The sequence below is a fragment of the Streptomyces arenae genome (genome assembly GCF_022343545.1).
Classification (GTDB): Bacteria; Actinomycetota; Actinomycetes; order Streptomycetales; family Streptomycetaceae; genus Streptomyces; species Streptomyces humi.
Genome location: NZ_JAKQYH010000043.1, coordinates 181,294 through 195,795 on the forward strand (window position 1 = coordinate 181,294; position 14,502 = coordinate 195,795).

The following is a 14,502-nucleotide window of genomic DNA, read 5'->3' on the forward strand; positions in this document are numbered from 1 at the left end:
CGTCCCGGAGGCCCCCCTCATGCGCTCGCACCTGCTCAATGACCTCACCGCGGAGCACTACCGCCGCCGCGTGACCGAAGGAGTAGAGCGGGTGGCGGCCAAACTCGCCGCCACCGACCGTCCGTTCACGGGTGTCGGCGTCGACGCCCTCGCCCCGCGCGTCGACCGCATCGACCTCGACCGTCCGCTGCACGACACCTCCGCGGTCCTGGACGAACTGGAGGACGTCTACCTCCGGGACGCGGTCTACTTCCACCACCCCCGCTACCTCGCCCACCTCAACTGCCCCGTGGTCATCCCGGCGGTGCTCGGCGAGGCGGTGCTCTCCGCCGTCAACTCCTCCCTCGACACCTGGGACCAGTCGGCCGGCGGCACCCTGATCGAGCGGAAACTGATCGACTGGACGGCCGCCCGCATCGGCCTGGGCGAGGCCGCCGACGGCGTGTTCACCTCCGGCGGCACCCAGTCCAACCTCCAGGCGCTGCTGCTGGCCCGGGAGGAGGCCAAACCGGGGCCGGGTGGGCGGGAAGGGTCCGCAGGCCTGGCCGACCTGCGCGTCTTCGCCTCCGAGGTCGGCCACTTCAGCGTGCAGAAGTCGGCGAAACTGCTCGGCCTCGGCCCGGACGCGGTGGTCTCCGTCCCCGTCGGCCAGGACAAGCGGATGGGGACCGTCGCCCTCGCCCGCGAACTGGAGCGCTGCAAGAGGGACGGCCTGGTGCCGATGGCGGTCGTCGCCACCGCCGGCACCACCGACTTCGGCTCCATCGACCCGCTGCCGGAGATCGCCGAACTGTGCGAGCAGTACGGCGTGTGGATGCACGTCGACGCGGCCTACGGCTGCGGGCTGCTCGCCTCCCTGAAGCACCGGGACCGGATCGCCGGCATCGAGCGCGCCGACTCGGTCACCGTCGACTACCACAAGTCCTTCTTCCAGCCCGTGAGTTCGTCCGCCGTGCTGGTCCGGGACGCGGCCACCCTGCGGCACGCCACCTACCACGCGGAGTACCTGAACCCGCGCCGGATGGTGCAGGAGCGCATTCCCAACCAGGTCGACAAGTCCCTCCAGACCACCCGCCGTTTCGACGCCCTCAAGCTGTGGATGACCCTGCGCACCATGGGCGCCGACGGCATCGGCGAACTCTTCGACGAGGTCTGCGACCTGGCGGCCGAGGGCTGGCGGCTGCTCGCGGCCGACCCGCGCTACGACGTCGTCGTCGAGCCCTCCCTGTCCACCCTCGTCTTCCGTTACATCCCCTCCGCCGTGACCGACCCGGCCGAGATCGACCGCGCCAACCTGTACGCCCGCAAGGCCCTGTTCGCCTCCGGCGACGCCGTGGTCGCGGGCACCAAGGTCGGCGGCCGCCACTACCTCAAGTTCACCCTGCTCAACCCCGAGACCACGACGGCCGACATCACCGCCGTCCTCGATCTGATCGCCGGCCACGCCGAGCAGTACCTGGGAGAGTCCCTTGACCGCGCGTCCTGAGAACCCGACCACCGTCCATGACTTCGTGGGGATCGGACTGGGCCCCTTCAACCTCGGACTCGCCTGCCTGACCGAGCCGATCGCCGAACTGGACGGCGTCTTCCTGGACGCCAAGCCCGCCTTCGAGTGGCACGCGGGCATGTTCCTGGACGGCGCCCACCTCCAGACCCCTTTCCTGTCGGACCTGGTCACCCTGGCCGACCCCACCTCGCCGTACTCCTTCCTCAACTACCTGAAGGAGAAAGGCCGGCTGTACTCGTTCTACATCCGCGAGAACTTCTACCCGCTGCGGGTGGAGTACAACGACTACTGCCGCTGGGCCGCCGGCAGACTGACCAACGTCCGCTTCGACACCACGGTGACGGAGGTCCGCCACGAGGACGCGGACGGGGTGTACGTCGTCGCCACGGCCGGCGGGGAGACCTACCGCGCCCGCCGGCTGGTCCTCGGCACCGGCACCCCGCCGCACATCCCGGCGGCCTGCGAGGGCCTGGGCGGCGACCTCGTCCACAACTCGCGGTACCTCGGGCACCGCGAGGCGCTCCAGGCCAAGGAGTCGATCACGCTGGTCGGCAGCGGCCAGTCCGCCGCCGAGATCTACCGCGACCTGCTGAGCGAGATCGACGTCCACGGCTACCGGCTGAACTGGGTGACCCGCTCCCCGCGTTTCTTCCCGCTCGAATACACCAAGCTCACGCTGGAGATGACGAGCCCCGAGTACGTCGACTACTTCCACGCCCTGCCCGAGGACACCCGTTACCGGCTCACCGCCGAACAGAAGGGCCTCTTCAAGGGCATCGACGGCGACCTGATCAACGAGATCTTCGACCTGCTCTACCAGAAGAACCTCGGCGGCCCGGTCCCCACCCGGCTGCTCACCAACTCCTCGCTGGAGGGCGCCACGTACGACAACGGCACGTACACGCTGAGGCTGCGCCAGGAGGAGCAGGGCAAGGACTACGAGATCGAGACCCAGGGCCTGGTCCTCGCCACCGGCTACCGGTACGCCGAGCCCGAGTTCCTCAGGCCCGTCCGTGACCGGCTGCGCTACGACGCGCACGGCAACTTCGACGTGGCCCGCAACTACGCGATCGACGTCACCGGCCGGGACGTGTTCCTCCAGAACGCCGGCGTCCACACCCACAGCATCACCAGCCCCGACCTGGGCATGGGCCCCTACCGGAACGCGTACATCATCCGCGAGCTGCTGGGCTCGGAGTACTACCCGGTGGAGAAGACCATCGCCTTCCAGGAGTTCGCCGTATGAGCACGACGACCACGACGTTCGCCTTCCGGCCCCTCGACCCCCTCCGGGACGCCGAGCTGCTGCACTCCTGGGTGACGCACCCCAAGGCGGCCTACTGGATGATGCAGGACGCGCGGCTGGAGGACGTCGAGCGGGCCTACATGGAGATCGCGGCCGACGAGCACCACCACGCGCTGCTGGGGCTCGGCCCGGACGGTGCGCCCGCGTTCCTGATGGAGCACTACGACCCCGTCCACCGGGAACTGGTGGGGCTGTACGAGCCCGAGCCGGGCGACGTCGGGATGCACTTCCTGACCCCCGCCACCGACACACCCGTGCACGGCTTCACGAAGGCCGTCATCACGGCCGTCGTCGGCCGTCTCTTCGAGGACCCGGCGACCCGCCGGATCGTCGTCGAGCCGGACGTCGGCAACACGGCCGTGCACGCACTGAACGAGGCCGTCGGGTTCGTGCCCGTACGGGAGATCGAGAAGCCGGAGAAAAGGGCGTTGCTGAGTTTCTGCACCCGGGAGCGGTTCGAGCGGGCGGTGGCCGCCGTATGAGCCTCGCAGACGCGGTCGCCCACCTCTCCCCCGAGCGCTGGGAGAAGGCCAACCGGCTCCTGATACGCAAGGCGCTCGCCGAGTTCGCCCACGAGCGCCTGATCACCCCGGAGGCGGACGGGCCGTCGTACGTGGTCCGCAGCGACGACGGGCTCACCCGCTACCGCTTCACCGCCGTCCGCCGCGCCCTGGACCACTGGCAGGTCGACCCGGACTCCATCAGCCGTACCCGGGACGGCGCCGAACTGCCGCTCGCCGCCCTGGACTTCTTCATCGAGCTGAAGGACTCCCTGGGGCTGAGCGACGAGATCCTGCCGGTCTACCTGGAGGAGATCTCCTCCACCCTCTCCGGCACCTGCTACAAGCTCACCAAGCCCCAGGTCCCGGTCGCCGAGCTGGTGCGCGCCGGCTTCCAGGCGATCGAGACCGGGATGACCGAGGGCCACCCCTGCTTCGTCGCCAACAACGGACGGCTCGGCTTCGGCGTCCACGAGTACCTGTCGTACGCCCCGGAGACCGCGAGCCCGGTCCGGCTGGTGTGGCTGGCGGCCCACCGGTCGCGTGCCGCGTTCACGGCGGGCGTCGGCATCGAGTACGAGTCCTTCGTGCGGGAGGAGCTGGGCGAGGAGACCGTCGACCGCTTCCACGGCGTCCTGCGCGACCGGGGCCTCGACCCCGCGGACTACCTCCTCATCCCGGTCCACCCCTGGCAGTGGTGGAACAAGCTCTCCGTCACCTTCGCCGCCGAGGTCGCCCGCGCGCACCTGGTCTGCCTGGGCGAGGGCGACGACGAGTACCTGGCCCAGCAGTCCATCAGGACCTTCTTCAACCGCTCCCACCCGGAGAAGCACTACGTGAAGACCGCCCTTTCGGTCCTCAACATGGGCTTCATGCGCGGGCTCTCGGCCGCCTACATGGAGGCCACCCCGGCGATCAACGACTGGCTGGCCCAGCTCATCGACAACGACCCGGTGCTGAAGTCCACCGGTCTGTCGATCATCCGGGAGCGGGCGGCCGTGGGCTACCGGCACCTGGAGTACGAGAAGGCCACCGACCGCTACTCGCCGTACCGCAAGATGCTGGCCGCGCTGTGGCGCGAGAGCCCGGTGCCGGGTCTCCGGGAGGGCGAGTCGCTCGCGACGATGGCCTCCCTCCTCCATGTGGACCACGAGGGCGCGTCCTTCGCCGCCGCGCTCGTCGAGCGGAGCGGGCTGACGCCGAAGGAGTGGCTGCGGGCCTACCTGCGGGCCTACCTCACCCCGCTGCTGCACTGCTTCTACGCCTACGACCTGGTGTTCATGCCGCACGGCGAGAACGTCATCCTGGTCCTGGCGGACGGCGTGGTCCAGCGGGCCGTCTACAAGGACATCGCCGAGGAGATCGCGGTGCTGGACCCGGACGCGGTACTGCCGCCGGCGGTCGAGCGGCTGCGCGTCGAGGTCCCCGACGACCAGAAGCTGCTGTCGGTCTTCACGGACGTCTTCGACTGCTTCTTCCGCTTCCTCGCCGCGAACCTCGCGACCGCGGGGGTCCTCACGGAGGACGACTTCTGGCGGACGGTCGCCGAGGTCGTCCGCGCGTACCAGGAGTCGGCACCCGAACTCGCCGACAGGTTCGAGCGGTACGACATGTTCGCGCCCGAGTTCGCGCTGTCCTGCCTGAACCGGCTCCAGCTGCGCGACAACCGGCAGATGGTGGACCTCGCGGACCCGTCGGGCGCCCTCCAGCTGGTCGGAACCCTGAGGAATCCCGTCGCGGGGTTCTGACCGGGCCGGCGGGCGCCCCCGGGTACGGTCCTCGGGGGCGCCCGCGGTGGAACAATCCCCCCATGGCGGAAATCATCCAGAAGGACGGCATCTGGGTCTTCGACGGAGACGCCCTGCGGCTGACCCCCGGGCGGGACCGGAACGTCGGGACGCTGCGCCGGGCGCTGGGTGAACTGGTCGTGCCGCTGGACGCGTTGGCCGGGGTCTCGTTCGAACAGGGCCGCAGGGCGGGGCGGCTGAGGCTGCGGCTGCGGGACGGCTCCGATCCGCTGCTGCACGCCGCCGGGGGCCGGCTCGCCGAGATCCACGACCCCTACCGGCTGACGGTCGAGCCGGACCGGTACGGGGTCGCCGAGTACTTCACCGACGAGGTGCGCGACGCGCTGCACCTGGCGCGGGTGCCGGGGACGCCGGTGAGCGAGTACCTGCTGCCGGGCCCGCCGCTGCCGCTGTCGGTGTCCGCCGGGGACGGCACCGCCTCCTTCGACGGGGAGCGGGTGCGGCTGGAGTGGAACTGGAAGACGGAGGACTCGAAGGCCGCCGCCGGACCGCGGACGCTGGACCTGGCGGACATCCTGGGCGTGGAGTGGCAGCCCTCCGCCGGGCTGGAGAACGGCCATCTGCGGTTCCGGGTGCGGGGCGCGCCGGCCGGGACCCGGGCCAAGTACGACCCGAACGCGGTGGAGCTGTGGGGGTTCGGACGGGACCCTTTGATGGCGCTGGTCGCGGCCGCGGTGCAGGCCCGGCTGCCGCACCCGTCGGCGGCCGCCGTGGCGGGCGTACCGCGGCGGGCTCAGGCGCCCGGGGCCGATCACGACGCGCTGCTGCGCCGGCTGCGGGAGCTGGGCGAGCTGCACCGCGCGGGCGTCCTCACCGACGAGGAGTTCACGACGGCCAAACAGGCGGTCCTCAGGGAGCTGTGAGGACCGCCTGCCGCCGGCCTGTGACTACTTGGCCTTGCGGGCCACCGTGAAGTGGTCGATGCGGTCGCCGGTCTCGGCTATGCCCGACACCTTCAGCTTGGCGTACTGGCCGCGCGGGGCGGGCTCGACGTCCACGCGCAGGAACGAGTAGTTGAGGTAGCGCACCCGGGACCAGGTGACGGTCTCGTTGACCTTGCCGTCCTTGGTGTTGATGAAGGAGGCGACGGAGTCGACCTCGTTCAGGTGGCCCTCGTAGGAGTCGGGGGCGGTGAAGGCGTAGAGGCTGCGGCCGGCCGCGCCCGCGGTGACGTACACGACACCCTCGGTCTCGGGGTAGGCGGTCTCGCCGATCGGGAGCTTCTTGACGACCTTGTTGCCCTTGATGACGTCGGTGCGCTCGTACTGGTGGTTGTGGCCGTTGATGACCAGGTCCACCGTGTACTTCTCGAACAGCGGCACCCACTCCTGTCGCACGCCCCCCTCCGAGGCGTGCGCCGTGGAGGTGCAGTAGGCGCAGTGGTGGAAGAACACGACGATGAAGTCGATGTCCTTGTCGGCGCGGAACTTCTTCAGCTGCGCCTCGAACCACTTGGTCTGGGTGCCGCCCGAGATGCCGAGGTTGGCCGGGATCTCGAAGGAGACGTCGTTCGGGTCGAGCGAGATGACCGCCGTGTTGCCGTGGACGAAGGAGTAGACGCCCGGCAGGTTCTTCTTGTCCGGCCCGTTGTCGGGGAGGCTGAAGCGGGCCTCCTCGCCGCCGTAGCCGTTGGGCGAGTACCAGGCCTCCATGTCGTGGTTGCCGTACGACACCATCCACGGCACGGACTTGGCGACCGACTCGGTCTGGGCCAGGAACTGGTCCCACACGCGGGAGTCGAAGCCGGTGTCCGCGGTCTTGCCGGCGCCGGACGGGTCGGCGTAGGCGATGTCACCGGCGTGCAGGTGGAAGCTGGGGTTCTGGCCGAGGATCAGGGCGTCGTTGGCCAGGCCGTGGTAGCTGACGCCCTGGTCGCCGAAGGCGGTGAAGGTGAACGGCTCCTTGTGGCGGGGGGCGGTGGTGAAGGTGCCGATGGTGCCGGCGAACTTCGGGGAGGCGGGGTCGAAGCCGTCGTGGCCGACGCCGTAGTAGTACGTCTTGCCGGGCTTGAGGTTGGCCAGCTTGGCGTGCACGTAGTACTGCGTGTGGTCGCCGCTGGCGCCGATGCCGGCCGGGGTGTAGAGGGAGCGGACCTCGGCGTCGATCCTGACGGAGAGGTGCGAGGCGTGGGTGCCGATGCGGACGAAGGGCCGCTTGACCGCGACCGGGACCTGCCAGGAGATCGTCATCTCGGTGCCGGCGTCGTTGCCGTAGGCGAGGTGCCGGCCGAACGGGGCCACGTAGGCGCCGTCGACGTACTGGGTGGCGGGGGCGGAGGACTGCGTGGGGACGGCGGCCTGGGCGGTGCCGCCCAGCACGAAGGAGCCGCCCGTGACGGCGCCGAGCGTGACGGCGCCGCCTCTGATCATGGAGCGCCGGGAGAACTTGGCGCGGAGGTACTCGTGCTGCTCGGCCATCGTCATGCGGTCGGCGAGCTCATCGGGTACGCCCATACGAGGAATGTCCATGGCGTCTGAAAATCGTCTCCACAAGCAACGTGGCGCAAGACACAGGATGGACAGGCTGCGAACAGCACCCCATAAGAGATTCAACAGACCGTTGCCCGGAATCGGGCAGGATTCTTGCGAAACCGACGCCGGTACTTCAGGATCTACCGGGTGCACGACGAACTGGTTGATCATCTGACGCGGTCCACGCCCCTGAGCCGGGGCGAGGCGCTGCGGGTGATCCAGGACGTGCTCGCGTACTTCGACGAGACGGCCGGGGACTACGTCCGGCGCCGCCACCGCGAACTCCAGGCGGAAGGCCTGGTGAACACGGAGATCTTCGAACGGATCGAGGCGGATCTGAAGTACAGGGCGGTCGCCCCGCCGGAGTTCACCCTCCGGCAGTTGCGCCGCATCGTCTACGGCTGACCCATCAGGTCGAGGATCGGAACACCTATATATGTGCGGGATTGTCGGATACATCGGTAAGCGCGACGTTGCTCCCCTTCTTCTCGAAGGTCTGCAGCGGCTGGAATACCGCGGTTACGACTCGGCGGGCATCGTCGTCACCACCCCGAAGACCGGCGGCCTGAAGATGGTCAAGGCCAAGGGCCGGGTCCGCGACCTGGAGGCGAAGGTCCCGGCGCGCTTCAAGGGCACCACCGGTATCGCCCACACCCGCTGGGCCACCCACGGCGCGCCCTCCGACGTGAACGCCCACCCGCACATGTCGGCCGACCAGAAGGTCGCCGTCGTCCACAACGGCATCATCGACAACGCGGCCGAGCTGCGCCGCAAGCTGGAGGCGGACGGCGTCGAGTTCCTCTCCGAGACCGACACCGAGGTCCTCACCCACCTGATCGCCCGCTCGCAGGCGGAGACCCTGGAGGAGAAGGTCCGTCAGGCGCTGCACGTGATCGAGGGCACCTACGGCATCGCGGTCATGCACGCCGACTTCCCCGAGCGCATCGTGGTGGCCCGCAACGGCTCCCCGGTGGTCCTCGGCATCGGCGACAAGGAGATGTTCGTCGCCTCGGACATCGCGGCCCTGGTCACCCACACCCGGCAGATAGTGACCCTCGACGACGGCGAGATGGCCACCCTCAAGGCCGACGACTTCCGGACGTACACCACCGAGGGCACCCGGACGACGGCCGAGCCGACCACCGTGGAGTGGGAGGCCGAGTCGTACGACATGGGCGGCCACGACACGTACATGCACAAGGAGATCTTCGAGCAGCCCGACGCGGTCGACCGCGTGCTGCGCGGCCGGATCGACGACCGCTTCTCCACCGTGCACCTCGGCGGCCTCAACCTGGACGCCCGGGACGCGCGTGCCGTGCGCCGGGTGAAGATCCTCGGCTGCGGCACCTCGTACCACGCGGGCATGATCGGCGCCCAGATGATCGAGGAGCTGGCCCGTATCCCCGCGGACGCCGAGCCGGCCTCCGAGTTCCGCTACCGCAACCCGGTGGTCGACCCGGACACCCTGTACATCGCCGTCTCGCAGTCCGGTGAGACGTACGACGTCCTCGCCGCCGTCCAGGAGCTGAAGCGCAAGGGCGCGCGGGTGCTGGGGGTGGTGAACGTGGTGGGCTCCGCGATCGCCCGCGAGGCGGACGGCGGCACGTACGTGCACGCGGGCCCGGAGGTCTGCGTGGTGTCCACGAAGTGCTTCACGAACACGACGGTCGCGTTCGCGCTCCTCGCCCTCCACCTCGGCCGCATCCGTGACCTCTCGGTCCGCGACGGCAAGCGGATCATCGAGGGCCTGCGCAAGCTGCCGGCCCAGATCTCGGAGATCCTCGCCCAGGAGGCGGAGATCGAGAAGATGGCCGCGGAGTACGCCGAGGCCCGCTCGATGCTCTTCATCGGCCGCGTCCGGGGTTACCCGGTGGCCCGTGAGGCCTCCCTGAAGCTGAAGGAGGTCTCCTACATCCACGCGGAGGCCTACCCGGCGTCCGAGCTGAAGCACGGTCCGCTGGCGCTGATCGAGCCGGCCCTCCCCACGGTGGCGATCGTCCCGGACGACGACCTGCTGGAGAAGAACCGGGCGGCCCTGGAGGAGATCAAGGCCCGCAGCGGCAAGATCCTCGCGGTGGCCCACCAGCACCAGGAGAAGGCGGACCGCACGATCGTCGTCCCGAAGAACGAGGACGAACTCGACCCCATCCTGATGGGCATCCCCCTCCAACTCCTCGCGTACCACACGGCGAAGGCCCTGGGCCGCGACATCGACAAGCCGAGGAACCTCGCGAAGTCGGTGACGGTGGAGTAGGACCGTTTACGCGTGCGGGCCGGTGGGGGCTTGTCGCGCAGTTCCCCGCGCCCCTTTGGGGCGCGTTGATACTGACGTCGATTCAGCGCCCCGTCAGGGGCGCGGGGAACTGCGCGAGCAACCCCCACGCACCCGCACGGGCCACACGACCGAACGGACCCCCACGTGTGCCACCAAGGCAACGGGGGGTCCGCTCTCTATGTCGCCGGGGACGCCCAACTCCCCGGCGTCGGCTGCCATATCAGCCGTGGGCCGTCACCCCACGCCCGGCAGCCCGCCCCGGCAGCACCGTCGGCCAGTGCGCGAGCGCGGCCGTCGCGGCGTACCAGGCCACCGCCCCCGCGGCCACCGCGACCCAGCCCCCGGCCTTGGCCAGTGACGAACTGTCGGCGAAGTTCGCGACGGCGAGCACCAGCATCGCCAGGAACAGCAGCCCGTACACGCCCTGTCCGAGCTGGTCGCCGCCCGCGAGGGTCAACGACAGGGCCACGAGGGCGAAGAGGAGCAGGAAGAGGCCGGCGCCGTTGGCCGAGGTGTGGTCGCCGGACGAGACGGCCCAGGTGAACCAGAGGGCGCCGAGCGCCACCCAGCCCGTGCCGTTCACGGTGTCACGGTCACGGAAGGCCAGCAGGCCGACGAGGAACAGGGCGACTCCGCCCACGTAGTGGGCGATTGACACGGCGTCGGACGTGGTCACGTCGTCGATGACGCCGGTGGTGCCGAGGCCGAACGCCAACAGGGTGATCCCCAGGGCGAGTCGGCCGGCCACGGTAGTGGTTCCGCTTCCCGCAGAGACGTCGTTGTCCACGGCGGGCTCCCTTCATGCTCTGTGCAGTTGTACGCGGTGACCGATATATGCCCTTCACAAGGGCACAAACACCTCTGCATGGCAGAACGGAGAGTTACGGAATGACAACGACGGGTCGCTTGGCCCGCTTGGCGAGCCGTCCGGCGACGGAGCCGAAGATCCGGCCGACGATCCCGTGGGTGGACCCCACGACGATCGCGTCCGCCTCGTACTCCCGCCCCACCTCTTCGAGTTCGTGGCAGATGTCACCGCCGCGCTCGACGAGGATCCAGGGCACCTCGGAGAGGTAGTCGGCACAGGCGAGTTCCAGACCGAGCACCTCGGTGCGGTGGTCCGGCACGTCGACGAAGACGGGAGGCTCGCAGCCGGCCCACACGGTGGTCGGCAGTCGGTTGGCGACGTGAACGATGATCAGCCCGGTGCGGGAGCGGTGGGCCATGCCGATCGCGTAGGCGAGGGCGCGCTCACTGGAGGTGGAACCGTCGAAGCCGACGACCACCCCGTGCTTGAAGGCGGGATCGCAGGAAGGGCGTGCCTCTTCCGCCGCCAGGGCATCGGCCGCCGTGGGGTCGGCGACCGGCCGCTTGCGGTCCGCTGGATCGAAGAATTCGTGACCGGCCATGGCTGTCTCGGCGTTGTGATCCTTATATATGGGAGGGACGACAGAGTGCGGCGGAGCTGTGTCCGGGAAACATCTTCCCAAGCCCATACCCCCAAGGGTACGGCGGCACGCCTCCTCAGCCCAGATCCCGCGCACGCTCCGTAGGGGACTTTCCCCGGAGTCGGTAAGGGGTTCCCCGGAGCATGCACGAGCCGCGCCCGTAACGCAATGGTTGCTGCCCCGTACAGGCGGTTTGCACAGGATTCGGACAGGCCCGAGGCGTACGCACGGTGACCGTCGGCGCCGACGGGCGTTGATCACGGTACGAGTGCACCACGACAGGGAGTACGACGATGTCCGGACCGCGTCCCACCGCCCGCGATCCGCGCTCCGCCGGACGCCGTTCGCGCCCCGCCCCGGACACCACGGGCGACGTGGTCCGCTGGGCCGCGTTCTCCTGCGTCCTCGTCCCGGTGGTGCTCCTCTGGTACGGCACCTCGCTGGCCGGTACGGCCGGCACCGCGCTGGGCCTCGCCGCCGTCACGGCGGTGTGCCGGTTCCTGCTGCGGCGGTCGGAGCGCGCGACGGCGCCCCGGGGCGGCGGACGTCACACCAGGGGCACCACACCGGACACCAGGAGCACGACGGGTACGACACCGGTCGACTGACCGGTTTCGACACCCTGGAACGCTGCTTTTCAGCCAACTTCCCGACCCTGTGCAAGAGGACCCCCCACTCCCCCCGAACCCCCGTTCCACCTGCACGGACAGGGTCCGGGAGACCCCGTGCACCCTATGCGGTTTGGCCACTGACACGAGGCGCACTTCCCTGCACGGCCCGCGAGTGCAACCCTTCGTGATCGAATGCTTCACGCCAAGTTGTCATGTCGACAATCGACGGCGTGTCGAACTGGTCAACGCGACACCGCGGGAACCAGTAGATTCGATCTTGACGTCTTACGGCGGGGGACTCGTGCAGGACCGAGGGGAAACGTGCAGGAGCGACACAACCGAGGAGCCGCGACCACCGAGGGGGGCTTAGCAGTATGAGCCACGACTCCACTGCCGCGCCGGAAGCCGCGGCCCGGAAACTGTCCGGGCGACGCCGCAAGGAGATCGTCGCGGTGCTGCTGTTCAGCGGCGGCCCCATCTTCGAGAGTTCCATACCGCTGTCGGTGTTCGGGATAGACCGCCAGGACGCCGGCGTGCCGCGCTACCGACTGCTGGTGTGCGGCGGCGAGGAAGGCCCACTGCGGACCACAGGGGGCCTGGAACTCACCGCGCCGCATGGCCTGGAGGCCATCTCGCGCGCCGGGACGGTCGTCGTACCGGCCTGGCGCTCGATAACGGCGCCACCACCGGAGGAGGCGCTGGACGCGCTGCGCCGCGCCCACGAAGAGGGGGCGCGCATAGTAGGACTGTGCACCGGGGCGTTCGTCCTGGCCGCCGCCGGACTGCTGGACGGCCGCCCGGCCACCACGCACTGGATGTACGCGCCGACGCTGGCCAAGCGCTACCCGTCGGTGCACGTCGATCCACGCGAACTCTTCGTGGACGACGGGGACGTGCTGACCTCGGCCGGTACGGCGGCCGGGATCGACCTGTGTCTCCACATCGTGCGCACGGACCACGGCAACGAGGCGGCCGGGGCCCTGGCCCGCCGCCTGGTGGTCCCGCCGCGCCGCTCGGGCGGTCAGGAGCGCTACCTCGATCGGTCTTTACCAGAGGAGATCGGCGCCGACCCGCTGGCCGAGGTCGTCGCCTGGGCACTGGAGCACCTCCACGAGCAGTTCGACGTGGAGACGCTGGCGGCACGCGCGTACATGAGCCGCCGGACGTTCGACCGCCGTTTCCGGTCCCTGACCGGCAGCGCCCCGCTCCAGTGGCTGATCACACAGCGGGTGCTCCAGGCGCAGCGCCTCCTGGAGACGTCGGACTACTCGGTGGACGAGGTGGCGGGCCGCTGCGGCTTCCGCTCCCCCGTCGCGCTGCGCGGCCACTTCCGCCGCCAGCTCGGCTCGTCCCCGGCCGCGTACCGGGCGGCGTACCGGGCCCGGCGCCCCCAGGCGGACCGTGCCGACACCCCGGAACCGGCGCCGCTGCCGCCGTCGGGTCCGCTGCCGGTCCAGTATCCCGAGGGGGTACTGCCGATGCAGACCCGCAGGACAGCGGCGGTGGGCCTGTCGGCCAGCCTGCCGGGCCCGCGCACGGGCAGCTGAACCGCGCCGCCGCCCACCCGACCGAGTCGGGTGGGCGGTCGCCGTTCCGGGGCTCCGGCCCGCCGCCTCGCCCACAAGGTCACCGCACGGCCGGTCCGGCTCGCGGCGGCGCGCCGTAAGGTTAGACACATGAACGATCGCATGGTGTGGATCGACTGCGAGATGACCGGCCTCTCGCTGTCCGACGACGCGCTCATCGAGGTGGCCGCGCTGGTCACCGACTCCGAGCTGAACGTGCTCGGCGAGGGCGTGGACATCGTCGTCCGTCCGCCGGCCAAGGCACTGGAGACGATGCCGGAGGTGGTGCGGCAGATGCACACCGCGTCCGGGCTCCTCGACGAACTGGCCGGCGGCACGACGCTGGCCGAGGCCGAGGAGAAGGTCCTGGCCTATGTACGGGAGCACGTGAAGGAACCCGGCAAGGCCCCGCTGTGCGGAAACTCCGTCGGCACCGACCGCGGCTTCCTGTCCCGGGACATGCCGGCCCTGGAGGGCTACCTGCACTACCGGATCGTCGACGTCTCCAGCGTCAAGGAGCTGGCCCGGCGCTGGTACCCGCGGGCGTACTTCAACAGCCCGGAGAAGAACGGCAACCACCGCGCCCTCGCCGACATCCGCGAGTCGATCGCCGAACTGCGCTACTACCGCGAGGCCGTCTTCGTACCGCAGCCCGGCCCGGACTCGGACACCGCGAAGAAGATCGCCGCCAAGCACGTCCTGCCTGCCCAGTAGCCGTACCCGGGGCCCCGGAGGGCCCCCGGAAAAGCCGTGCACGAGCACCCCTCCGGACCCTGTACACTTTTTCTCGGCCGGTCGGAGAAACCACAAAGTCACCGCCGGTCGTGGTGGGTGTAGCTCAGCTGGTAGAGCACCTGGTTGTGGTCCAGGATGTCGCGGGTTCGAGTCCCGTCACTCACCCTTGCAAGAGAGGCCCCCGGGCTGCGGAGACGCAGACCGGGGGCCTTTTCGTCGTCCGGCGCCGCGTGCGCACGACGACGCCCCGCCGGCCGGAAGGGTCGGCGGGGCGTC

The 14,502-nt window shown here is 69.9% G+C and carries 13 protein-coding genes and 1 tRNA gene; 11 read left to right on the plus strand and 3 right to left on the minus strand.

All coding sequences use genetic code 11. The features are described 5' to 3' along the window. Nucleotides 1-19: 19 nt before the first annotated feature. From desA to MB828_RS18920, 5 genes are all read left to right on the plus strand, one after another. Complete coding sequence (gene desA / locus MB828_RS18900) at nt 20-1,486, plus strand: lysine decarboxylase DesA (RefSeq protein WP_133021770.1); 1,467 nt, start codon at nt 20-22, stop codon at nt 1,484-1,486. After that, entirely contained in the window at nt 1,470-2,753 is a 1,284-nt protein-coding gene (locus tag MB828_RS18905) for a lysine N(6)-hydroxylase/L-ornithine N(5)-oxygenase family protein (RefSeq protein WP_301649246.1), read from the plus strand. The genes desA and MB828_RS18905 overlap by 17 nt, the downstream gene beginning before the upstream one ends. Next, nucleotides 2,750-3,295 carry a GNAT family N-acetyltransferase gene (locus MB828_RS18910; RefSeq protein WP_133021768.1) on the plus strand — a complete coding sequence of 182 codons (546 nt, stop codon included), beginning with the start codon at nt 2,750-2,752 and terminating at the stop codon, nt 3,293-3,295. The genes MB828_RS18905 and MB828_RS18910 overlap by 4 nt, the downstream gene beginning before the upstream one ends. After that, nucleotides 3,292-5,061, plus strand: coding sequence for an IucA/IucC family protein (locus tag MB828_RS18915; protein ID WP_301649247.1), 1,770 nt, complete (start codon nt 3,292-3,294; stop codon nt 5,059-5,061). The genes MB828_RS18910 and MB828_RS18915 overlap by 4 nt, the downstream gene beginning before the upstream one ends. A 62-nt stretch (nt 5,062-5,123) precedes the next feature. Beyond that, nucleotides 5,124-5,984, plus strand: coding sequence for a DUF4429 domain-containing protein (locus MB828_RS18920; RefSeq protein ID WP_301649248.1), 861 nt, complete (start codon nt 5,124-5,126; stop codon nt 5,982-5,984). Nucleotides 5,985-6,008: 24 nt separating this feature from the next. Here the strand turns inward: MB828_RS18920 and MB828_RS18925 are convergent, their stop codons facing one another. After that, complete coding sequence (locus MB828_RS18925; protein WP_301649249.1) at nt 6,009-7,574, minus strand: purple acid phosphatase family protein; 1,566 nt, start codon at nt 7,572-7,574, stop codon at nt 6,009-6,011. A gap of 165 nt (nt 7,575-7,739) precedes the next feature. Between MB828_RS18925 and MB828_RS18930 the strand changes: the two genes are divergently transcribed. Both MB828_RS18930 and glmS read left to right on the plus strand, forming a co-directional pair. Then, complete coding sequence (locus MB828_RS18930; protein WP_133022331.1) at nt 7,740-7,997, plus strand: hypothetical protein; 258 nt, start codon at nt 7,740-7,742, stop codon at nt 7,995-7,997. Between the two features lie 31 nt (nt 7,998-8,028). Next, nucleotides 8,029-9,846, plus strand: a complete 1,818-nt coding sequence (gene glmS, locus MB828_RS18935; protein ID WP_133021764.1) for a glutamine--fructose-6-phosphate transaminase (isomerizing) — start codon at nt 8,029-8,031, stop codon at nt 9,844-9,846. A 241-nt stretch (nt 9,847-10,087) separates the two neighbouring features. On the opposite strand, the gene MB828_RS18940 is transcribed toward glmS, so the two are convergent. After that, a complete protein-coding gene (locus MB828_RS18940; RefSeq protein ID WP_301649250.1) occupies nt 10,088-10,654 on the minus strand; it encodes a GPR1/FUN34/YaaH family transporter in 567 nt (188 codons plus the stop codon). A 94-nt stretch (nt 10,655-10,748) separates the two neighbouring features. Then, nucleotides 10,749-11,276: a universal stress protein gene (locus MB828_RS18945; protein ID WP_046731599.1), complete on the minus strand. Its 528-nt coding sequence runs from the start codon at nt 11,274-11,276 to the stop codon at nt 10,749-10,751. A 332-nt stretch (nt 11,277-11,608) separates the two neighbouring features. On the opposite strand from MB828_RS18945, the gene MB828_RS18950 reads away from it, so the two are divergent. From MB828_RS18950 to MB828_RS18965, 4 genes are all read left to right on the plus strand, one after another. After that, on the plus strand, nt 11,609-11,923 hold the full coding sequence (locus tag MB828_RS18950; RefSeq protein WP_301649251.1) for a hypothetical protein: 315 nt from the start codon (nt 11,609-11,611) through the stop codon (nt 11,921-11,923). A 377-nt stretch (nt 11,924-12,300) separates the two neighbouring features. Next, nucleotides 12,301-13,473 (plus strand): helix-turn-helix domain-containing protein, encoded by a 1,173-nt coding sequence (locus MB828_RS18955; RefSeq protein ID WP_133021763.1) that lies wholly within the window; start codon nt 12,301-12,303, stop codon nt 13,471-13,473. Between the two features lie 129 nt (nt 13,474-13,602). Beyond that, nucleotides 13,603-14,205, plus strand: a complete 603-nt coding sequence (gene orn, locus MB828_RS18960) for an oligoribonuclease (protein WP_133021762.1) — start codon at nt 13,603-13,605, stop codon at nt 14,203-14,205. Between the two features lie 113 nt (nt 14,206-14,318). Beyond that, nucleotides 14,319-14,391, plus strand: a tRNA-His gene (locus MB828_RS18965). Nucleotides 14,392-14,502 lie beyond the last annotated feature (111 nt).

What these genes read in the sequence shown, in the direction of transcription:
- glmS (WP_133021764.1), top strand. Translation starts at nt 8,029, where the DNA reads ATGTGCGGGATTGTCGGATACATCGGTAAGCGCGACGTTGCTCCCCTT.
- MB828_RS18925 (WP_301649249.1), bottom strand. Translation starts at nt 7,574, where the DNA reads ATGGGCGTACCCGATGAGCTCGCCGACCGCATGACGATGGCCGAGCAG.
- desA (WP_133021770.1), top strand. Translation starts at nt 20, where the DNA reads ATGCGCTCGCACCTGCTCAATGACCTCACCGCGGAGCACTACCGCCGC.
- MB828_RS18955 (WP_133021763.1), top strand. Translation starts at nt 12,301, where the DNA reads ATGAGCCACGACTCCACTGCCGCGCCGGAAGCCGCGGCCCGGAAACTG.
- MB828_RS18945 (WP_046731599.1), bottom strand. Translation starts at nt 11,276, where the DNA reads ATGGCCGGTCACGAATTCTTCGATCCAGCGGACCGCAAGCGGCCGGTC.
- MB828_RS18950 (WP_301649251.1), top strand. Translation starts at nt 11,609, where the DNA reads ATGTCCGGACCGCGTCCCACCGCCCGCGATCCGCGCTCCGCCGGACGC.
- MB828_RS18910 (WP_133021768.1), top strand. Translation starts at nt 2,750, where the DNA reads ATGAGCACGACGACCACGACGTTCGCCTTCCGGCCCCTCGACCCCCTC.
- orn (WP_133021762.1), top strand. Translation starts at nt 13,603, where the DNA reads ATGAACGATCGCATGGTGTGGATCGACTGCGAGATGACCGGCCTCTCG.
- MB828_RS18920 (WP_301649248.1), top strand. Translation starts at nt 5,124, where the DNA reads ATGGCGGAAATCATCCAGAAGGACGGCATCTGGGTCTTCGACGGAGAC.
- MB828_RS18915 (WP_301649247.1), top strand. Translation starts at nt 3,292, where the DNA reads ATGAGCCTCGCAGACGCGGTCGCCCACCTCTCCCCCGAGCGCTGGGAG.